The organism is Streptomyces sp. NPDC021115 (assembly GCF_044333065.1).
Lineage (GTDB): Bacteria > Actinomycetota > Actinomycetes > Streptomycetales > Streptomycetaceae > Streptomyces.
Genome location: NZ_JBIRQF010000002.1, coordinates 192,793 through 210,778 on the forward strand (window position 1 = coordinate 192,793; position 17,986 = coordinate 210,778).

The 17,986-nt window shown below is 71.1% G+C and carries 23 protein-coding genes and 1 pseudogene; 10 read left to right on the forward strand and 14 right to left on the reverse strand.

The genetic code is table 11. The features are described 5' to 3' along the window. Positions 1–30: 30 nt before the first annotated feature. Entirely contained in the window at positions 31–1,026 is a 996-nt protein-coding gene (locus ACH4TL_RS06550) for a hypothetical protein (protein ID WP_398310973.1), read from the reverse strand. Beyond that, positions 1,026–1,370 carry a PadR family transcriptional regulator gene (locus ACH4TL_RS06555; protein ID WP_398310970.1) on the reverse strand — a complete coding sequence of 115 codons (345 nt, stop codon included), beginning with the start codon at positions 1,368–1,370 and terminating at the stop codon, positions 1,026–1,028. The genes ACH4TL_RS06550 and ACH4TL_RS06555 overlap by 1 nt, the downstream gene beginning before the upstream one ends. A 146-nt stretch (positions 1,371–1,516) precedes the next feature. On the opposite strand from ACH4TL_RS06555, the gene ACH4TL_RS06560 reads away from it, so the two are divergent. Both ACH4TL_RS06560 and ACH4TL_RS06565 read left to right on the forward strand, forming a co-directional pair. Beyond that, entirely contained in the window at positions 1,517–1,975 is a 459-nt protein-coding gene (locus tag ACH4TL_RS06560; protein ID WP_398310967.1) for a hypothetical protein, read from the forward strand. Positions 1,976–2,062: 87 nt separating this feature from the next. Then, on the forward strand, positions 2,063–3,274 hold the full coding sequence (locus tag ACH4TL_RS06565; protein WP_398310964.1) for a cytochrome P450: 1,212 nt from the start codon (positions 2,063–2,065) through the stop codon (positions 3,272–3,274). Positions 3,275–3,285: 11 nt separating this feature from the next. Here ACH4TL_RS06565 and ACH4TL_RS06570 read toward each other — a convergent pair whose 3' ends face one another. Beyond that, positions 3,286–3,744 carry a MarR family winged helix-turn-helix transcriptional regulator gene (locus ACH4TL_RS06570; protein ID WP_398310961.1) on the reverse strand — a complete coding sequence of 153 codons (459 nt, stop codon included), beginning with the start codon at positions 3,742–3,744 and terminating at the stop codon, positions 3,286–3,288. Positions 3,745–3,843: 99 nt separating this feature from the next. On the opposite strand from ACH4TL_RS06570, the gene ACH4TL_RS06575 reads away from it, so the two are divergent. After that, on the forward strand, positions 3,844–4,212 hold the full coding sequence (locus tag ACH4TL_RS06575) for a VOC family protein (protein WP_398310958.1): 369 nt from the start codon (positions 3,844–3,846) through the stop codon (positions 4,210–4,212). 3 nt (positions 4,213–4,215) lie between these two features. Beyond that, complete coding sequence (locus ACH4TL_RS06580; RefSeq protein ID WP_398310955.1) at positions 4,216–5,115, forward strand: DNA-3-methyladenine glycosylase family protein; 900 nt, start codon at positions 4,216–4,218, stop codon at positions 5,113–5,115. On the opposite strand, the gene ACH4TL_RS06585 is transcribed toward ACH4TL_RS06580, so the two are convergent. The 3 genes and pseudogenes from ACH4TL_RS06585 to ACH4TL_RS06595 form a co-directional block, all read right to left on the reverse strand. Continuing rightward, the gene (locus tag ACH4TL_RS06585; RefSeq protein ID WP_398310952.1) at positions 5,099–5,341 is read right to left on the reverse strand and encodes a DUF397 domain-containing protein; all 243 of its coding nucleotides are present in this window, start codon (positions 5,339–5,341) and stop codon (positions 5,099–5,101) included. The two genes, ACH4TL_RS06580 and ACH4TL_RS06585, sit on opposite strands and share 17 nt — an antisense overlap. Before the next feature lie 64 nt (positions 5,342–5,405). After that, positions 5,406–5,789 (reverse strand): DUF5753 domain-containing protein, encoded by a 384-nt coding sequence (locus ACH4TL_RS06590; protein WP_398310949.1) that lies wholly within the window; start codon positions 5,787–5,789, stop codon positions 5,406–5,408. A gap of 25 nt (positions 5,790–5,814) precedes the next feature. Continuing rightward, positions 5,815–5,979, reverse strand: a pseudogene (locus ACH4TL_RS06595) (hypothetical protein); the annotation flags it as partial. An 87-nt stretch (positions 5,980–6,066) separates the two neighbouring features. On the opposite strand from ACH4TL_RS06595, the gene ACH4TL_RS06600 reads away from it, so the two are divergent. Further along, positions 6,067–6,480 carry an ATP-binding protein gene (locus ACH4TL_RS06600; protein WP_398310946.1) on the forward strand — a complete coding sequence of 138 codons (414 nt, stop codon included), beginning with the start codon at positions 6,067–6,069 and terminating at the stop codon, positions 6,478–6,480. On the opposite strand, the gene ACH4TL_RS06605 is transcribed toward ACH4TL_RS06600, so the two are convergent. Beyond that, complete coding sequence (locus ACH4TL_RS06605) at positions 6,477–6,872, reverse strand: RidA family protein (protein ID WP_398310943.1); 396 nt, start codon at positions 6,870–6,872, stop codon at positions 6,477–6,479. The two genes, ACH4TL_RS06600 and ACH4TL_RS06605, sit on opposite strands and share 4 nt — an antisense overlap. 101 nt (positions 6,873–6,973) lie before the next feature. On the opposite strand from ACH4TL_RS06605, the gene ACH4TL_RS06610 reads away from it, so the two are divergent. Beyond that, positions 6,974–7,357, forward strand: coding sequence for a winged helix-turn-helix transcriptional regulator (locus tag ACH4TL_RS06610; protein WP_398310940.1), 384 nt, complete (start codon positions 6,974–6,976; stop codon positions 7,355–7,357). Between the two features lie 12 nt (positions 7,358–7,369). On the opposite strand, the gene ACH4TL_RS06615 is transcribed toward ACH4TL_RS06610, so the two are convergent. Beyond that, entirely contained in the window at positions 7,370–8,107 is a 738-nt protein-coding gene (locus ACH4TL_RS06615; protein ID WP_398310937.1) for a TetR/AcrR family transcriptional regulator, read from the reverse strand. 113 nt (positions 8,108–8,220) lie between these two features. Here ACH4TL_RS06615 and ACH4TL_RS06620 point away from each other — a divergent pair, with 113 nt between their 5' ends. Continuing rightward, the gene (locus ACH4TL_RS06620) at positions 8,221–9,294 is read left to right on the forward strand and encodes an alpha/beta fold hydrolase (protein WP_398310934.1); all 1,074 of its coding nucleotides are present in this window, start codon (positions 8,221–8,223) and stop codon (positions 9,292–9,294) included. A 56-nt stretch (positions 9,295–9,350) separates the two neighbouring features. Here the strand turns inward: ACH4TL_RS06620 and ACH4TL_RS06625 are convergent, their stop codons facing one another. After that, positions 9,351–9,647, reverse strand: a complete 297-nt coding sequence (locus ACH4TL_RS06625) for a hypothetical protein (RefSeq protein WP_398310931.1) — start codon at positions 9,645–9,647, stop codon at positions 9,351–9,353. 96 nt (positions 9,648–9,743) lie between these two features. On the opposite strand from ACH4TL_RS06625, the gene ACH4TL_RS06630 reads away from it, so the two are divergent. Further along, positions 9,744–10,385 (forward strand): TetR/AcrR family transcriptional regulator, encoded by a 642-nt coding sequence (locus ACH4TL_RS06630; RefSeq protein ID WP_398310928.1) that lies wholly within the window; start codon positions 9,744–9,746, stop codon positions 10,383–10,385. Between the two features lie 72 nt (positions 10,386–10,457). On the opposite strand, the gene ACH4TL_RS06635 is transcribed toward ACH4TL_RS06630, so the two are convergent. From ACH4TL_RS06635 to ACH4TL_RS06645, 3 genes are all read right to left on the reverse strand, one after another. Beyond that, positions 10,458–11,387, reverse strand: a complete 930-nt coding sequence (locus tag ACH4TL_RS06635) for an ADP-ribosylglycohydrolase family protein (protein WP_398310925.1) — start codon at positions 11,385–11,387, stop codon at positions 10,458–10,460. Between the two features lie 180 nt (positions 11,388–11,567). Continuing rightward, positions 11,568–11,966: a VOC family protein gene (locus ACH4TL_RS06640; protein WP_398310922.1), complete on the reverse strand. Its 399-nt coding sequence runs from the start codon at positions 11,964–11,966 to the stop codon at positions 11,568–11,570. Then, on the reverse strand, positions 11,963–12,454 hold the full coding sequence (locus ACH4TL_RS06645) for a cupin domain-containing protein (protein ID WP_398310919.1): 492 nt from the start codon (positions 12,452–12,454) through the stop codon (positions 11,963–11,965). The genes ACH4TL_RS06640 and ACH4TL_RS06645 overlap by 4 nt, the downstream gene beginning before the upstream one ends. 156 nt (positions 12,455–12,610) lie before the next feature. Here ACH4TL_RS06645 and ACH4TL_RS06650 point away from each other — a divergent pair, with 156 nt between their 5' ends. Then, a complete protein-coding gene (locus ACH4TL_RS06650; protein ID WP_398310916.1) occupies positions 12,611–14,587 on the forward strand; it encodes a PE-PGRS family protein in 1,977 nt (658 codons plus the stop codon). A 43-nt stretch (positions 14,588–14,630) separates the two neighbouring features. Here the strand turns inward: ACH4TL_RS06650 and ACH4TL_RS06655 are convergent, their stop codons facing one another. Continuing rightward, entirely contained in the window at positions 14,631–14,948 is a 318-nt protein-coding gene (locus ACH4TL_RS06655; RefSeq protein ID WP_398310913.1) for a hypothetical protein, read from the reverse strand. 4 nt (positions 14,949–14,952) lie between these two features. Next, positions 14,953–15,531, reverse strand: a complete 579-nt coding sequence (locus ACH4TL_RS06660) for a hypothetical protein (protein WP_398310910.1) — start codon at positions 15,529–15,531, stop codon at positions 14,953–14,955. A gap of 184 nt (positions 15,532–15,715) precedes the next feature. On the opposite strand from ACH4TL_RS06660, the gene ACH4TL_RS06665 reads away from it, so the two are divergent. Further along, positions 15,716–17,956: a phage holin family protein gene (locus ACH4TL_RS06665; protein WP_398310907.1), complete on the forward strand. Its 2,241-nt coding sequence runs from the start codon at positions 15,716–15,718 to the stop codon at positions 17,954–17,956. Positions 17,957–17,986: the final 30 nt, after the last annotated feature.

Here is a 17,986-nt window from a genome sequence, read left to right on the forward strand (position 1 = left end):
TGCGTGTCCATCCGATCCGGCGATGGTGGCTCAGGGGGCCTGCCGGTCGCGCTTGGCGCTCCGGCGCAGGTGGCCGATGAGGGATGTCGCGCTGGCGTAGGTGCCGATCGCGGCCATGACCGACAGCCACACCGAGCCGTCGCTGTGCAGGTTGATCACGAGATACGTGCCGAACAGCGCGGTGCTGATCGCGTCCCGCACGTCGTTGCGCTGCCACCAGTGCTGCCGTGGTGCTTCCGCTCGGGCGAGCTGGCGGGCGTAGGCCGCGACCGGGCCGAATTCCTCCTCGGGCTCGCTCCCGGTTTCCGCGAGGTGGCGGCCGGCCTCCCGGGTGAGTTCGGCGGCGCGGGCCCGGGGGAGTGCGTGGCGTCCCTCCAGGAGGCGCGGCAGCTTGCGCAGCCACGCCTCGGACGACAGCGGTTCGGGAGCGGGGACGGGCTCGGCCGACGGGCGGGAGAACAGCGCCCAGGCGGGGAGCGCGATGCCCAGTGCGCAGAGGGCGGGGGTCGGCACGGAGGCGATTACGGTGTGGGGCGCCCCCATGAACGCGACAGCGGCGAGCACGATGGCGACGAGGACGCCGACGCCGCAGGCGGTCGCGCGCACGCGGGACCCGGCGTGCACGGCGAACCGTGCGCCGTACAAGGCGGCCACGGCGGCGGCGACAGCGGCGCAGCCGATGAGGGCCGCGGCGGTGACATCGGCCATGAGGCCGTTCGTCACCAGCTCGTACGCCCCGGCCATAAAGGCCATCAAGCCCAACTGCGCGGTCACGACGAAGGCGTAGTCGGCCGTCGTCCACGCGTCGGGGTCGGCGCCGGCCCGTACGTCGGCGGGCAGCCGCTCAGCCGCCACGGACTCGGCGAAGTCGTCCGGGCGGCCGAAGGCTTCCTCCGGGCTTTCGCCGCTCTCCGCGCAGTGCGCGGCCACTTCCGCCAGCACGGTGTCGCTCACGTCGTTCCCCACGGACCGTTCGGCGAGGGCGAAGCGGGTCCGTAGTTCCCACGTGTCCGCGGTTTCGCTCATCACAACTCCTGCTCCGTCTGCTTCATCAGCCGATCCATCGCGGCGGAGAACTCCTGCCAGTGCGCGATCTCGTCGCGCAGCCGGGTGCGCCCGGCGTCGGTCAGCCGGTAGACCTTCCGCCCAGGTCCGCCCTCGCCCGGCTCCCAGCGGGAGGCGACCAGGCCGTCGGTCTCCATCCGGCCGAGTACGGGGTACAGCGCTCCGCCGCGCACCGCTCCGAGGCCGTGTTCGGCGAGCCGTTGCACCAGCGCGTAGCCGTGCCGGTCGCCTTCGGCCAGCACCGCGGCCACGCTCAACTGCAAGGTTCCGCGCAGCCATCCGGCCGATGGGTCCGTCGGTGCCATCTGCCCTCCCGGCGGATTACTCGTGATCCACAACTAGTTCGTTTTCAGAGTAGTGGGGCCGTGACGATTGTCAACGGCCCCTGAAGCGTGGGGGACTGGACTGGGCGGTATGGCGGATCGCCTGATCATGATCAAAGCTAGGGGCCGTGGATGGAGTGACGGACAGCACGGTTCTCGCCCTGATCGGCGTTCTGCTCGGGACCGCGGGAACCCTCGTCGGGCAGTACTTGGCGAACCGCGTCGAGGTGCAGCGCGATCAGCGGCACCGCGCGGACGCGACACGGTCGGAGCGCAAGGAGGCCATATCGGAGTACTTGAGGGCGGTCCAACGGGTCGAGCTGATCCTTGACCGCCGCAAGCTCGGCATGCCGACCCTCGACGACCCCGAGGACGAGAAGCTGCACGACCTGTGGCTGGCCAAGAAGGGGGTCGAGCTGGTGTGTTCCACCAGGACCGCCCAGGCCGCCCACGACTACACGAAGGAGCTGCACGCGCTGATGCGCAGCGACCGCGGGCGGTCGCCGGTCAAGCGCGAGCGGCGCGAGGCGTTCGTGGAGGTGGCGCGCGAGGAGTTGGAGAGCGGCCGCCCCCGCATCAGACGCTGATCTCTAATGATCTCCCTGATGCGGAGGCGTGGACAATGCGCTCCGAGGCGGCCGATCATCCCCCACACCGGCCGCCGAGGAGGGTGCATGACGTCCGCCCGGCCCGCCGAGCCCCTGACCTACCCCTTCGGGGCCGACAAGCTCGAACTCGCCCCGCTATACGCCCAGTTGCGCCGCGAGGAGCCGCTGACCCGGGTCCAGCTCCCGTACGGGGAACCGGCGTGGCTGGCCACCCGTTACGAGGACGCCCGGCTCGTCCTCGGCGACCCGCGGTTCAGCCGCGCGGCCGCCGTCGGCCGCGACGCGCCGCGCGTACGGCCGTACGCGCCCGGCCCCGGCACGATCAGCACCTTCGACCCGCCGGAACACAGCCGGTTGCGACGGCTCGTGACGAAGGCGTTCACCGTCCGCCAGATCGAGCGCATGCGCGTCCGCGCCCAGCAGATCGCCGACGAACTGGTCGACGCGATACGGGCCGACGGCGCCCCCGCCGACCTCGTCGAGGACTTCGCCCTGCCCCTGCCGATCACCGTCATCTGCGAGCTGCTGGGCGTACCGTACGAGGACCGCGCCGACTTCCGGTTGTGGTCCGAGGCGTTCCTCTCCACGACGAAGTACACGCTGGAGGAGATCAAGGGCTACCGCACCCTGCTGCGGGACTACATGGCCGGACTCGTCGCCGAACGGCGCACCGCGCCGCAGGACGATCTGCTCAGCTCCCTCGTCGCGGCGCGCGACAACGACGACCGGCTGTCCGAGGACGAGCTCCTGTCGCTCGCGGAGTCGATCCTCATCGCGGGCCACGAGACCACCGCCACGCAGATCGCCAACTTCCTCTACGTCCTGCTCACCCGGCCGGAACACCTCGCCGCCCTCCGCGCGGACCTCGACCTCGTACCGCAGGCCGTCGAGGAGCTGCTGCGCTTCACCCCGCTCGGCTCCGGCAGCCTCCAGCCGCGCTACGCGGTCGAGGACGTCGAGGTGGGCGGGGTGACCGTACGGGCCGGTGAGCCCGTGGTCGTCGCCATCAACTCCGCCAACCGCGACGAGAAGGTCTACACCGACTCCGACCAACTCGACCTGCGCCGCCACGAGGCCACCCACATCGGCTTCGGCCACGGCCCGCACCACTGCCTGGGCGCGCCGCTGGCCCGGATGGAGCTCCAGATCGCCCTGCGGACGCTGCTGGAGCGGCTGCCGGGGCTGCGGTTCGCCGACACCGAACGGGACGTGGAGTGGAAGGTGGGCGTGACCACGCGCGGCGTGCGGAGGCTGCCGGTCACCTGGGAGACGCCGTGAGGGGCTGACCGTCAGCCCTTGAGCGCTCGCGCCACGCCGTCCAGGTCTTCGAGGAGCCCGGCCAGCCGCTCCTCGGGGACGGCCCGGACCATGCGGGCCTCGATCGCGTAGACGGACGCCTGCGCCGCGTGCAGTCGGCGCCGCCCCTCGTCGGTCAGCGTGACGGGGCGGGCGCGGCCGTGGCCGACGGTGTCGGGGCGGGCGAGCAGCCCGTCCTCCTGGAGCCCGCGCAGCACGACGTTCATCGACTGGCGGGTGACGAACGTGGCGCGGGCGAGGTCCGCGTTGGACATGCCGGGCCGGGCCGCCAGCACCTCCAGGCAGGCGTACTGCGGCACGGTCAGGCCGTGCTCGCGCAGCGCCTGGTCCATGGCGCCGCGCAGCGCGGCGTGTGCGCGTTTGAGCCGGTAGCCCACGTGATCGAGTACGTCCTCGGCCGGGTGCGGCGGCTCCGCCTGCGAACTCTCCATGTCAGTACTTTGACACACCTGTGGGCCACGTCTAGCGTGGCGCATGTCAAAGTCCTGACATTGACGCGAGAGATCCGAGAGATCCGAGAGGGGACACCCATGTCCATCAGCATCGACGGCCCCGACTTCGTGGCCCTCCAGGTCCGTGACGTGGAGGCTGCGGCCACGTTCTGCGAGACCCACCTCGGCCTGCGCCGCACCCCCGCTTCGCCGCCCGGCGCGGTCGTCTTCGACACCAAGCCCTGCCCGATGGCCGTACGCGAGCCGCTGCCGGGCACCGACCTGGACTCCGGCCGCCCGGGGCTGGGAGTCGCCCTGTGGTTCTCCACCCCCGACGCCCAGGCCCTGCGCGACAAGCTCGTCGAGGACGGCGTCACGGTCCTGACGCCGCTCGCCGACAGCCCGTTCGGCCCGTTCTTCTCCTTCGTCGGCCCCGAGGGCTACGTCCTGACCGCGCACGGAGCCTGACCCGTGACCACCGCCTCCTTCATCCCCCAGGGCCCGTTCTCCCTGGCCTCGTCCATCCGGTTCCTGGAGGGCTTCACCCCCGCCTCCTACGACCACGCGGCGGACGGCGTGCTGCGCCTGGCCTTTCCCGCCGACGACCACCAGGGCGTCATCGGCTGCGCCCTGCGCCAGAAGGAGGCGGTCGGTGAACCCGGTCTCGTGTCGGCCGAGTTCACCGGTCATGCCGACATCGAGGTCGCCCGGAACCAGATCGCCCGAATCCTCTCCCTGGACATCGACGGCACCGGATTCCCCGCCGTCGGTGAGCGGGACTCCGTGGTGGCGAGCCTCCAGGCCGAGTTCCCGGGGCTGCGGCCCGTCTGCTTCCACTCCCCGTACGAGGCCGCCGCCTGTGCCGTCATCGGCCACCGCATCCGCATGGCCCAGGCAGCCGCCATCAAGGCCCGCCTCGCCCGCGACCACGGCCGGCGCGTCGACGTCGCGGGCCAGCGACTCCACGCCTTTCCGGCCCCGGCGGTGCTGTTGAGCCTGACGCGCATCCCGGGCCTGACCGACGTCAAGGTCGAACGCCTGCATGCCATCGCCGAAGCCGCCCTGGACGGCCGCTTGGACGCCTCGGCGCTGCGGTCGTCGGACGCCGGCCGGGCCCTGAAGGACCTTCAGTCGCTGCCGGGGATCGGCCCGTTCTCCGCCGAACTCATCCTGATCCGCGGCGCGGGCCACCCCGATGTCTTCCCCACCGCCGAACCCCGCGTGCACCGCGCGGTGGCCAGGGAGTACGGCTTGGGCGAGGCCCCGGCGTTCTCGCGGCTCGCCGGGATCGCGGAAGCGTGGCGCCCCTACCGCAGCTGGGTCGCCCTCCTGCTGCGCTCCCGCATGGCGGCGGCTACCTGCGGTGGGTGACGGTCGCCAGGAAGGCCGACCAGGCGTCGGCGGGTATCCGGAGGTTCGGCCCGTCGGGGATCTTGGAGTCCCGGACGTGGACGGTGGCGGGGGTCTGCGCCACCTCGACGCACTGACCGCCGGTGTTGTCGCTGTAGCTGGACTTGTGCCAGTCGAGGGCGACCTCGACGCATTCGCCGCCCGTGTTGTCGCTGTAGCTGCTCTTGAACCATACGAGTCTGCTCATAGCTCACCCATCAACTGCTCGATGAAGCGTACGGATTCCTCGGGCCCGAGAGCCTGGGTCCTGATCATGGCATAGCGGCGGGACAGGACACCGACCTCGTCCGGCTTGGAAACCAGCAGCTCTTCCCCTGGCCCTCCAGATAGACGAGGGTCGCCTCGTCCGGGGTCTCGATCAGTGTCATCGGGCCCGGGAGGCCAGCGTGTCCGCCTCGGCTCTGCGGCATGACTTGGATGACCACGTTGGGGCGCTGCGCGCACTCGATGAGGTACGCGTACTGGGATCGCATGATCTCAAGCCCGCCGATGAGTCGGTGCAGCGCCGCTTCCTCAATGATCACGTTGATGACTGCCACAGGCTTGCGGTCGAACAGCGCTTTGCGGTCCAAGCGGGCCGCAACCAGACGATCCGCCTCGTCTGCCTCGACCGGCGGGAAGGCGTCGTCGAACAACGCGCGGGTCCACCGCACTCACGGCGGAGCCGGTGTACCCCATCCGCTCGCCGAGCTCGCCCTGCGTCAATCCCGCCTGTTGGCGCAGCAGCTTCAGCACGCCGGCGAAGTACTGCACGGTCGGTGATGCCGCATCTCTCCTCTTCGGCTTGGCCGCCTCTGTCGCCCTCTCAACGCCACTCAACGTCACTCAATGGGTGTTCGACTGGACTTGACGCTTTACAGCGTTGAGTCGTTTCCCCTGGTCAAGCTAGTCGTTGACACCCACAGTTGAGGCATGAACGCAGAAAGTCACGACGTCGTCCCCATCCATGGCTGGATGAAGAGGTTCACGCCCGTACCCCCATCGGTCCACCGCGCTCGCCACTCCGCCGAGGCCGCACTCAGCACGTGGGGCGTGGCTCCTGGCTCCGCCCTGGTCGTACTGCTCGTCCTCTCCGAGCTGGCGACCAACGCGGTACGGCATGGCCGCGTACCCGGGAGGTACTACGAGGTGCGTATCGCATACGACGCAGAGAAGTTGGTCGGGGTGGAGGTGTCCGACCCCGGCGACGGCCTGCCGGTGATCGGCGACGCGGCGCCGGACGCCGAGCGCGGGCGCGGGCTGGCGATCGTGGAGGGGGTCGCCGAGGCGTGGGGCGTACGTGAGCGCGTCGTCGGGAAGACCGTCTGGGCTCGCGTCCGGCTCTAGGCGCCCAGCTTCGTGTCCACGACGAGGCTGATCTCGATGAGCTGGCCGGGGAAGGTCAGTTCGGTGACGCCGAGGACCGTGCTGACCGGGCGGTGGCCGCCGAAGTACGCCAGGTTGCCGTCCGCCGCCGCGTCGGCGTTCTGCCGGAGGTCCACCACGTACAGGGTCTGGGAGACGACCTGGTTCCGGGTGACGCCGTAGTGGTCGAGGATCTTGTCCACGTTGACGTACGTCTGCTTCTGCTGGGCGGCGAAGTCGTCCGCGTGGCGGAACTCGCCCGCCGCGTCGAGCGAGAGCTGTCCTGAGACGTGGATCAGGTCGCCGGACTTGATCGCCTGCGAGTAGCCGAAGGCGCTCTCGGCCGGGATGTTGTGGTTGAAGACGTCGGACATGCTGTTCGCCCTCCTGGTGTGCTCTCTTGCGGTTACTCGGAAACCGTAGGAGAGTGGCGGCCGACCTGGAAGAACGCACTTTTCAGTGACTGGGGAACCAGATGGTGACCAAGCAGGAACTCAAGGGTCTGCCCGAGGACGCGGACCTGAGGCGCGCGGACTCGCTGGCGCGGGAGATCTTCTCGGACGTCGCCAACAAGTGGGCGCTCCTGATCATCGAGTCGCTCGGCGAACGCACCCTGCGCTTCAGCGAGTTGCGGAAGGAGGTCGAGGGCGTCAGCCACAAGATGCTCACGCAGAACCTGCGCATGCTGGAGCGCAACGGCCTGGTCGACCGGAAGGTGCACCCCACCGTGCCGCCGAGGGTCGAGTACACCCTGACCGAGCCGGGCCGGGCGCTGCGTGTCACGGTCGACACCATGTGCGACTGGACCCACCGGTACCTCGGCCACATCGAGGAAGCGCGCGGTCGGTTCGCCACCTGATTTCAGCGCGCCCTATGTGCGGTCGGCGCGTTCCACGAGCCCCTGGATGCCGTCGAGTACGCAGGTGAGGCCGAAGGCGAGGGGGTCGTCATCGGTGGGGGCGAAGGCTCCCTCGGTGACGGCCCGGGTGAGGGCCGGGAACCGCTCGGCGTGCACGGTGAGTTGGTGAGTGGTGAGTCGGTCCCACTCCTCGTCGCCTTCCTCGGTGCTGTCGAGCGCCTGCTGGGTGAGGCTGCGTACCAGACTCAGGACGAGGATGGCGGCGTCGTGGCGGTGGCGGGCGCCGAGGCCGGTGGGTTCAAGGGCGGCCAGGGCCGTGTCCAGCCAGGCCAGCTGGTGCGGGCCCATGGCGTGTCGTCGTAGGCCCGTCGCGGTAAGGATCCAGGGGTGGGCGCGGTAGACGTCCCAGCAGGCGTGGGCCCAGGCTTCGAGACGGGCGCGCCAGTCGCCCGGGACGCGGCCGAGGTCGGGCGGATCGCTGAGCACCTCGTCGACCATCAGGTCGATGAGATCGGGTTTGCCGGGGACGTAGCGGTAGAGGGCCATCGTGGTGACCCCGAGCATCCCGGCCACCCGCTGCATGGACAGGGCCTCAAGACCTTCGGCGTCGGCGATCTCGACGCCACGGCGGGCCACTTGTGCGGGCGTGAACTTCGGCTTCGGTCCTCGCCGCGGACGGCTGTCGGCGTCACCCCACAGGAGCGCGAGGCTGGCGCCCGGATCCCGGTTGCTCTCCTTGTTCGCCGGCACGGTACCGGCCTCCTTTCCGCAGCGGTGTTGCCATCCGTCCAACAACTGCGTATAACATACACAGAAATTAACCGTGTAACACATACACGGTTTCTCGGCTTCTGGGGGTTCCCATGCTCGGTACCGTCATCGCCGCCGCTGTCGGCGCCACCGTTGCCGCCCCTGTGGCGGGTCTCCTCGCGCACCGCGCGATCGTCCGCTCCGGCAATGCCCGCCGTCTCCGCATCACCGGCAGCCACGGCATCGACGAGCGGTACTTCGTGCGGATCGGCGGGCTCGATCAGTGGCTCTCCGTCCGGGGTGAGGACCGGGCCAACCCGGTCGTGGTGGAACTGCACGGCGGCCCCGGCTCGTCCAACTCGGTGCTGGCGACCGTCTCCCGCGACTGGGAGCGGCATGTCACCCTGGTGCGCTGGGACATGCGCGGCACCGGAAAGACCCTGCGCCGCTCCGGCGCGGACGGTCAGGGTGAGTTGACGTTCGAGCGGCTGGTGCGGGACGCCGTGGAAGTGGTGGAGCACCTACGGGTGCACCTCGGCGTGCGGCGGGTCGTCCTGCTGGGATGCTCCTTCGGCAGCGCCATAGCAATGCGCGTCGCGCGCGACCACCCCGAGCTGGTCGGCGCGTATGTCGGAACCGATCAGAAGATCTTCGACGGCGGCCGCGACACCTCGGACTACGACGCTGTCCTGGACCGACTGGAGCAGGCGGGCAAGAAGAAGGAGCTGGCCGCCGTGCGGGACATGGGCCCCGATCAGCGCGTTTGGAGCGCCGAGCAGTTCAGCCACTTCAACCGCTTCGCTTCCGCCACCGACCCCCATGCCATCGCCGCGATGAAGTCCGTGGTGACGAAGTCGCTGTGGTACTCGCCGCTGCACTCCTTACGCGAGATCGTCACCTTCTTCAGAAGCTTCATGGTCTCCGCTGCCGTACTGCCGGGCACCGCCTCTTTCGACGACTGGGCGGACGGCAACCGGTTCGACGTCCCGTTCTTCGTCGTCCAGGGCGCCTGCGACCTGGTGAACACACCCGCTCGCGCACGCGCCTTCTTCGACGACGTCCAGGCTCCGGTCAAGGAGTTCACCCTGATCGAGGACGCCGGTCACTTCGCCGCGTACAAGCGGCCCGAGCTCTTCCTCGACTTCCTCCTGACCCGCGTCCTGCCCACGGTCCCCAGCGCCCGATGAGGCGCGTGACCCGGTGAGCTTGTCGTAGCCCGAGGCTCGCCGTCACCGCCGGTGCATCACCGGCGGCCACCTGGCCCCGCCCCCGCTGGGGGATGCGGCGGCGGCGCACACACCCGGGGCGCGGGGCCGGGGACGTCGCAGCCGATGCCGCGCGGCAGGGTCCCGGGCAAGAGCCCGCGGCACAGCGCCCAGTCGGCAGGGGCCAGTCCACACGCGTGCACGGCGACGCGGATGCGGCCGGGTCCCGGCTCGGGCACGGGAGCGGTCTCCAGGCGCAGGACGTCGGCGGGCTCGCCGTTCTCGTGGAAGCGCAGCGTGTGCATGGTGCCCGGCGCGGAAACGGGTTCGGCCATGAGGTCTCCTCCAGGGGTTAATCGGAACGCGTCCCGTTTATCTCGGGCCTAGACCACCCCGATGACCGACTCAAATGGAACGTGATCCGTTTAGACATGGCCACCGAACCATCCCCGGCAGCCCACCAGCAGCTGCGCGCCGACGCCGCGCGCAACCGCCAGACCGTGCTCGCGGCGGCCACCCGCGCCTTCGCCACCTCCGACACCGAGCCATCGATGCGCGCAATCGCTCGACATGCGGGCGTCGGCGTCGCCACCGTCTTCCGCCACTTCCCGACCCGGGAAGCGCTCGTCGACGCCGTCTGTCAGGACCAGGTCGTCCGACTGACGGCCGGGGCACGCGAGTTGCTCGCGAACCACCCGCCCGCGCAGGCGCTGCGTCTGTGGATGGACCTGTTCGCGGAATGGCAGGCCACCAAGCACGGCATGACCGACACCCTGCTCGCCATGATCGATTCCGGCGAAATCTCCCTCGCTCACACCCGGCAGGAGCTCCTGTCGGCCATCACCACGATCCTTGACGCCGGCGCCACCGCTGGGGACATCCGCGCCGACGCTCGCGCCGACGACGTCTCCGCCAGCATCCTCGGTTGCTCGCCGTCGCCGCCAAGTCCGGAGAACCTGCCCAGGCCCGGCGCCTGCTCGACCTGCTCATGGACGGCCTCAGGCCGCGCTGAGGCGCTGCCAGGCGCCCCGCTGCCCGCCGCCTCAAGTGATCCATTTGCCGGTCGGTCTTAGCTCGGAGGGAGTCGAGCGGGAGCCGCACCGGTCTGGTGGAGGGGCGAGGCCCATCCGGGGCAAAGCCGTGGGTCAGGTCACGAGGCGGTGAGCAAGGCGGAGGAGTTCCGGTAGTCGCAATGTCCGGTTGCCGAAGCCCGGGAGGGGGACATGAAGTGGCTCGGTCCACCGGGTGGGAATGGTGTCCGGCCCGTAGCAGGCGCCGGCGAGGCCGCCGGTGACGGCGGCGACGGTGTCGGTGTCGCCGCCGAGGTCGATCGCGGCCCGTACCGCCTCTTCGTAGCTGCTGGTGGTGCGTAGTGCCCACACGGCGGAGCCCAGACAGGGCCACACGGCGCCGTTGAACTCGGTGGCCTGCTCAGGGTGCCAGCCGGGAGCGAGGACGGCCGCGTACCGGTCCCGGTGCCCGGGGTGCACCAGGTCCAGGATGTCCGGGAGCGCGGCAAGAGGATCGTCACCGTGGAGCGCGAGGCGCAGGAGTTCGTGGAAGACGGCAGTGCCTTCCCAGGCGGCGCGATCGCCATGGGTGAGGGCAGCGATGCGCCGTGCCGCATCCATGGTGGCCTGCTGTCCGTCGCGGGCGAAGTAGACCGCTGATGTGGAGGCCCGCATCAGCGATCCGTTGCCCGCCGCCCGCAAGTTGACCTGGAAGTGGATGGCGGCGGCCAAGTCCCAGGGCATGCCATTGGTGAGCACGTCTTCGGTCTGCAAGCCGATGTCTTTCGGCTCGGACGCGGCCCACCGCTGGAAGCGGGCGAAGATGTCCGGCAGATCCAGCCTGCCCTGCTCGCTCAAAGATTCGGCGACCAGGACTGCCATCTGCGTGTCGTCCGTCGCCTCACCCGGATCCCAGCCGCCTCCCCCGCACATCTCGCCCCCGACGCCGCCTACCGGGAAGCGGGCAGAGAACACTCCCGCCGGGCCGAACTCGAACGGAGCTCCCAGCGCGTCGCCCACCGCTGCGCCTATGACCGCACCGGCTGCCCGTTCGCTCCAGTTCACTCGGACAGGCTACTGAGTCCGAGGAGGACGCGGTGAGTCAGCTGGCTGAGACCTGGCCAGCGGGACTCGTCGACTGCGGTGCGCAATGCCGCACGGTGTGGGCTCCTGACGAGTGCTGAATGCTGGGGGATGTTCCGCCGTGCGCGTAGGCGCGGCCGGGGTGGGGTGCTCACTGGTGGGTTAGGCCCACGCTCGGGCGCTCAGGACGAGGCGGTATCCGTCCGGGTCGGCGATCGTGACCCCCTGTGCGTCCCAGTACGGGTTGTGTGCGGGCACCCGGGTGCCGCCGGTGGTCAGCAGGCGGTCGATCAGGGCCTCGTCCACGGGAGCGCCCAGGTAGACCACGAACAGGTCGTCCACCGTCGGGGTCGGGTCGAGCGGGTGCTCGGGGTCGTGGGTCAGCTCGATGTGCCAGGACCCGGCGGGCGGGCCGACCATCAGGAGATCGTGCTCGCCCGGGACGCGTTCGGTGGTCCGCCACAGCACGTCGAGCCCGACGCCGTCCACGTAGAAGCGTTCGGCGGCGGCGAGGTCCCGCGAGGGGCGGGCCAGGCGGATGTGGGTGGTCGCGTCGATCACGCGTTGCGCTCCAGGGCGGCGCGCCACACCGGGCTGTCGACATAGTGATTGTCGAAGCGCTCCGCGGACTCGGCGATCTCCTTCGGGTCCGCCTCGCCGCGCATCACGCGGCCGATCAGGCGCAGATAGTCGAACCGGCCCATGCCGGGGGTGAAGACGAACAGGACGTCCGCCTCGGCGTCGGGCGCCGCGGCGAAGGCGTGCGGGGTGTGGGGAGGCACGGCCAGGAAGTCGCCCTCCTTCAGGACGGTGATCTCCTCGCCGATCAGCACCTGGAGCGCCCCGTCGATCACGAAGAACAGCTCCGTGGCCTTGGTGTGGAAGTGGGCGGGCGCCCCCACGGCGCCCTTGGCGAAGGTGGACCGGTAGCTCGTGAACCCGCCGCCCGGGCCCTGTGTTTCGCCCAGCAGGGTCATCACGCTGCTGGGGTCGGCGCAGGTCTCGGCGTCCGCTCGGCGGGTCAGTGTCGCTGGCGTTCTCTCAGTCATGGTGAGGACTCTATGGGCCGAGGTGACCCTTCGTAGGGAGCAATCCGCTGCCGGAATCGTGGGTCAATCGATAGCGCAGCTCCTCCTTGGTCCGGTATGCGTTTTCACCGAGCAGCCGCCGACTCGCCGGGCAGTCGGCTCGGCGAGGATGGAGCCATGATCGGTGGACGAGACGAGCTCACGCGGCTGCTGAGGCGCGCCGGCCTGGAAATCGTGGGGGAGGGGCAGAGCGAGAACGTGTCGTCGCCCCGGGCCGCATGGCGTCCCGTCATCGCGGGTGATGCCCGGCCGACCGCCACCGTACGGGCAGCCGACCCGGACGTGGTCGGCCAGGTCAACGCCGAGTGGTTCCGGCTCGCGGTCGAGCACGGGATCATCGACGAGGACGGGGTGTTCCTCATCGATGTCGGCGGATCCTGGACGGGCCGCGCGCCGCGGCGCTGGACGCGGGTACGGCTGACCGAGCGGTGGGACCTTGCCGGGGTACTGGGGGAGCGCCCCGGGCAGCCGGAATTCGTCGCGATCTCCACCGACGGGGATGCGTTGCTGGGAGCGACGTCCGAGGAGTACGAGGTCTGGCTTGTCGCCGTGGACCAGGTGAAGGCACGGCAGGAGGCAGCCGCGCAGGCGGCGGCCCGGGAGACGCCTGGGGAGCGGGAGGCGGCCTGGGCATCGCTGTTCCGGAGCCCGGGCCCGCCGGAGAGGTTTCGCGAGTTGTGGGCGCACGGATTGGCGCGTAACGAAGCCGCGCCTGACGACGTCCAGCACGGGTTGCTGGGCCTGACCCATCACCTTCTGTGGCGGAGGCTGCCGGGCGCGATCGTCGAGGCGGCCATCGCCCACCCGCGGTGGAAGGTGCGGCAGTTGCTGGCCGAAGCCCAGCCGAACCTCACGGCCGAACAGTGGACTCGCCTGATCCTCGGCGAGACGGACCACAAGCACCGGTGGATCCTCACCACGATCGCGGCGGACCGGCGCGTCAAGCTCACCGATAGCGCGTACGAGCAGCTCGCCACGGACTCCTCGGCCCGGATCCGCGGCGAGAGCGCCCGCCTGACCGGACTGCCTCCCGCGATGCTGACCGCCCTGGTGGCCGACTCCGATCCGACGGTACGGGCATCTGCCTGCCCCGGTGCCTGGCCGCATCTGGACGGCTCCGCGCGACAGCAGCTGCTCACCGACCCCGATGCCGAGGTCCGCGCGGAAGCGCTGCTGCACCACCATCAGGACCAGCCGCTGCCCCGGGCGACCTTCGACTCCGGGGAATGCGGTGATCGCGCGGTGGGAACGTGCCGCCTGGACCCCGGGCTGGCCGACCATCTGGCTCGTCACGGTGCCCCGTCCCAGCGCCGCTCCCTCGCGGGCAACCCGCACCTCGCCCCGGACCTGGTCGCAGTCCTCGCCCAGGACCCGGACGCCTCCGTGCGCTTCGCGATATCGGTACGCCCTGAACTCACCGAGGAGCAGCGGGCAGGTGTGCGTAGCGAGATCGACCCGAACACCGGCTCCCACGCGCTCGACTGGGTCACCGCGCTGCACGACGACCCCGACGCCATGCGCCGCCTGGCCGCTTCGTCGCACCTTCTGGTGCGCAGGAGCGTCGCCCGCGCCGCGCGCCTTCCGCCGGAGGCCGTCGCACTCCTCGCCCGGGACGAAGACCGTGTCGTGCGGCTCTTCCTCGCCGAATCCTGCGACGACGCCCCCGCCGACATGCTGGTGGAGGTGTGGCAGTGGTGGACCGGAAGCCTCAGCCACCCCGACCGGCCGCACGGCCATCCGAACTTCCCCCGCCAGGACCTCCTCCGGTACGCCGACGACCCGAACCCGCGTATGCGCCAACTGGCCCTGGACGACCCCGACTCGACGACCGAACTGGTGGAGCGATTCAGCCGCGCCCCCCATACGGAAGTACGTCTGCGGGCCGCCGAAGACGCGAGGCTGTCGGCCGCCTCGGCGGTACGGCTGCTCGACGACGCGGACGATCGGGTACGCCGCGCGGCCGCCAGGCACCCACGGCTGCCCGGGCGGGTCCTTGTCCGGCTGCTCCGGGACGCTGACACCGCGGAGGACGCGGCCCGCCACCCACGGCTGCCCGTCGACGTCATGCGGCAGATGGTCCGCCGGATCCAGTGACGGAGAAGACCCGCGCCGTCAAATCCGTGGCTCGTGTCCGACTTCAGCGGCGGAGGCCGCGGTCTTCGAGTTCGTCCACGCATTCCTCCGGTACCGACCAGCTCTTGGCGGTGAAGCGGACCCGGCCGCCGGGGGTGGCGGACGGGCCGGGCGTTGCTTGCCGTGTGCGCCGGGCCCCGGCGCGGTCGCGCTCGATCTCGTCGGCGATCTCCCGGCAGTCGACGGGGTACGTGCGCGTCGGCGTCGGTTCTTCGTACGGGGACTCCGGCGGGGCCGTGGACGATACGGCATCGAGGGCGGAGGTGGCGGCGGCGCCCGCCAGGCACAGTCCCGCCCACACGGCGATGATCCGTCGGCGCACCGGCTCAGTGGCCACTCGGCGGCTCGAAGCAGCCGGTTTCCGGGTACGGGCCGTTCGTCGTGACCACGTAGTTGGTCTTCTGCACGTACGCCGTGACGCACGCGTCGTCGTGGACGCGGAGGCCGATCCGGGCGCCCTCGGGGGTGACGTCGTGGTCGCCTTCGAAGCGCGAGGACATCCCCTGGACGGTGAGCGTCCCGCCGAGCCGCTCTCCCTTCGGCCCGGTCCGCTCCTCCTTGTAACCGAGCTTGAGCATCGCCGCGCGCACGCTCTTGGGGTCCCACTTCTTCTCGCCCCACAGCCGCTTGAGCACGGGTTCGATCCGGGCGGCTTCCTTCCGCGCGTCCTTCGCGCTGGCCGGGGACATCTCGCCGGGGAGGCGGTAGGCGTTGTTCTCGCGGTAGTGCGGCGCGCCGTCGCCCGCTCCGGGTTCGACGTAGGGGGATGCGGCGGGGGAGCTGGAGCCGGGGGCCGGGGTGGCGGCCGTCGTGGCGCGCTGCTCACCGCAGGCGGTCAGGGAGAGGGCGGCGCCCAGGAGGAGAGCGGCGACGCGTCTGCGCCGCCGAGGCAATAAGGTCTGCATGGGCATGACTCTGCCACGGCGCGGACGGCCGTACGGCGGCATCCGGGGCCCGACCGTCACCGTGTCGTAAGCGGAACGGTTCGCTCCCCGTAACCTCGTGCCCGCCGGGACGCACCCGCGCTGTGTAACGCTGGGAATCGGTCCGCGCGCCAGCGCGGACCGGAGTGCGAAGTGAGGCCACGGCGTGCAGAAGCCCCGATGGAAGACCGTGGGGGGAGCCCTGCTCCGGGTGACGGCCGTGTGGGCGGTGTCGACGCTCACCATGCTGGCACTCGCGGGCATCCTGCCCGATTTCCGCCTTCAGGCCGCTGACGGCGACAGCGCGACGAGGATCGCGGTCACCGCCGCCAGCGGCGCCGGTGCGTTCGGTGTGCTGAGCGCGCTGGTGTGGCCGCTGCTGGTACGGGCGTTGCTGCTGATGCCAGCGTTGGTGCTGGGGCTGCTGGTGTTCGTGCTCAACGGCTCGATGCTGCTGGTCGCGATCAGCCTGATCCCGGACGGGCGGGGCACCGTCGAGCCCGAGACGGCCGTGGTGGTCGCGGCGGTGATGTCGGCCGCGTCGTCGGCCACGAGCACCTTCCTGACCGTACGGGACGACGGGGCGTACCGGCGGCGGCTGGCGCGGCTGGCGGACCGGGCCAGACGGCTCAGCGGCGAGGACGGGGGCCGGGAGCGGCCGCCGGGGACGGTGTTCCTCCAGCTCGACGGGGTCGGGCACGCCGTGCTGCGGGACGCGCTGCGGCCGCGGGACAACAGGCCGCCCGTCATGGAGACGGTGTCCACGTGGGTGGGCGGCACCCACACCGTCACGCCGTGGCGCACCGACTGGTCCAGCCAGACCGGCGCCAGCCAGCTCGGCATCCTGCACGGCTCGAACGAGGACGTGCCCGCCTTCCGCTGGTACGAGAAGAAGAGCGGGGAGGTGATGGTGAGCAACCGGCCGACGAGCGCGGCCGTGTTGCAGCGCCGCGCCGCCGCCCGCGCCGGGCACGACGGGCTGCTGACGGTGGACGGGGCGAGCCGGGGCAACCTGTTCACCGGGGGTGCCGACGAGCTGGCGCTCGTCCTGTCCGTGGCGGCGCGGCGCAGCAAGCACAACCGCTCCCGCAGCGGCTACTTCGCGTACTTCTCCGACCCGGCCAACGCCACCCGCACCGCGGCCTCGTTCGTGGCCGAGGTGTGCCGGGAGCTGTGCCAGTCCACCCGCGCCAAGCTGCGCCGCGAGACGCCCCGGGTGGGGCGCGGCGGGCTCTACCCCTTCATCCGGGCGTTCGCGACGGTCGTGGAGCGGGACGTGGTGGTGGCGGCGGTGAGCGGGGACATCCTCTCCGGCCGCACCGCGATCTACGCCGACCTGGTCGCGTACGACGAGGTCGCGCACCACTCCGGGCCGCGCAGCCGCGACGCCCAGCAGGTGCTGGCCCGCCTGGACCGGTCGATCGCGCTGATCGCCAAGGTCGCGGAGCGGGCGCCGCGCGACTACCGGATCGTGCTGCTGTCCGACCACGGCCAGAGCCCGGGGGCCACCTTCGCGGGGGCGTACGGGCTGACGCTGGAGGACCTGGTACGGGACGGATGCGAGCTGCCGGAGCCGGTGGGACGTACGGCGGCCGGGCGTACGGCCAGCGGCGCGGAGGCACGCGAGGCGGCGCGGGCGGCGCTGCACCGGCCCGAGCCCGAGCCCGGGCCCGACAACGAGAACGACGGCGCGGACGGCGAGGCGCGCTCCCGCCCCGTCGTGCTCGCCTCCGGGAACCTGGGGCTGATCTCGTTCCCCGACGTCCCCGGCCGGATGAGCCGCGAGGCCATCGACCGGCGCCATCCCGCGCTGCTGCGCACCCTCGCCGATCACCCCGGGATCGGCTTCCTGCTCGTACGCTCCGAGACGGAGGGCGCGGTGGTGCTGGGGGCGAACGGCGCCGAGCACCATCTCGACACCGGCCGGGTGATCGAGAGCAGCCCACTGACGGCCTTCGGGCCCGGCGCCGCCGATGCCGTACGGCGGACCGCGCACTTCCGGAACACCCCCGACATCATGGTCAACTCGGCCTATGACGCGGCGACCGGCGAGGTGCACGCGTTCGAGGAGCAGATCGGCTCGCACGGCGGGCTCGGCGGCGAGCAGGGCCACCCGTTCCTGCTGTGGCCGGCCCAGCTCTCCGCACCGGTCGCGGCGGGGGAGGAGCTGGTGGGCGCGGAGCGGGTGCACACGGTGCTGCGGCGCTGGCTGCGGGAGGCGGACGGGCCGGAGGTGCCGGAGCTGCCGGAGCTGGCAGAGGTGCCGGAAGCGCTGGAGGTGCGCGGCCCGGCGGAGGACGCTTTGTCTGACGGCTCGCCGGGTCTGGCGCAGAAATCCCGGCTTCCGGGCCCTGCCGCCGTACCTTTTCCGGTCGCCGGTCCCGTCCTGCCGGACAAACCCCGGTGATTTGGTGCACCGTACATCGTCCATGACGAT

Excerpts from the sequence above, each read along its gene's own strand:
- ACH4TL_RS06550 (WP_398310973.1), bottom strand. The coding sequence starts at position 1,026 with ATGAGCGAAACCGCGGACACGTGGGAACTACGGACCCGCTTCGCCCTC.
- ACH4TL_RS06555 (WP_398310970.1), bottom strand. The coding sequence starts at position 1,370 with ATGGCACCGACGGACCCATCGGCCGGATGGCTGCGCGGAACCTTGCAG.
- ACH4TL_RS06565 (WP_398310964.1), top strand. The coding sequence starts at position 2,063 with ATGACGTCCGCCCGGCCCGCCGAGCCCCTGACCTACCCCTTCGGGGCC.
- ACH4TL_RS06570 (WP_398310961.1), bottom strand. The coding sequence starts at position 3,744 with ATGGAGAGTTCGCAGGCGGAGCCGCCGCACCCGGCCGAGGACGTACTC.
- ACH4TL_RS06575 (WP_398310958.1), top strand. The coding sequence starts at position 3,844 with ATGTCCATCAGCATCGACGGCCCCGACTTCGTGGCCCTCCAGGTCCGT.
- ACH4TL_RS06585 (WP_398310952.1), bottom strand. The coding sequence starts at position 5,341 with ATGAGCAGACTCGTATGGTTCAAGAGCAGCTACAGCGACAACACGGGC.
- ACH4TL_RS06600 (WP_398310946.1), top strand. The coding sequence starts at position 6,067 with ATGAACGCAGAAAGTCACGACGTCGTCCCCATCCATGGCTGGATGAAG.
- ACH4TL_RS06605 (WP_398310943.1), bottom strand. The coding sequence starts at position 6,872 with ATGTCCGACGTCTTCAACCACAACATCCCGGCCGAGAGCGCCTTCGGC.
- ACH4TL_RS06610 (WP_398310940.1), top strand. The coding sequence starts at position 6,974 with ATGGTGACCAAGCAGGAACTCAAGGGTCTGCCCGAGGACGCGGACCTG.
- ACH4TL_RS06620 (WP_398310934.1), top strand. The coding sequence starts at position 8,221 with ATGCTCGGTACCGTCATCGCCGCCGCTGTCGGCGCCACCGTTGCCGCC.
- ACH4TL_RS06625 (WP_398310931.1), bottom strand. The coding sequence starts at position 9,647 with ATGGCCGAACCCGTTTCCGCGCCGGGCACCATGCACACGCTGCGCTTC.
- ACH4TL_RS06630 (WP_398310928.1), top strand. The coding sequence starts at position 9,744 with ATGGCCACCGAACCATCCCCGGCAGCCCACCAGCAGCTGCGCGCCGAC.
- ACH4TL_RS06645 (WP_398310919.1), bottom strand. The coding sequence starts at position 12,454 with ATGACTGAGAGAACGCCAGCGACACTGACCCGCCGAGCGGACGCCGAG.
- ACH4TL_RS06650 (WP_398310916.1), top strand. The coding sequence starts at position 12,611 with ATGATCGGTGGACGAGACGAGCTCACGCGGCTGCTGAGGCGCGCCGGC.
- ACH4TL_RS06660 (WP_398310910.1), bottom strand. The coding sequence starts at position 15,531 with ATGCAGACCTTATTGCCTCGGCGGCGCAGACGCGTCGCCGCTCTCCTC.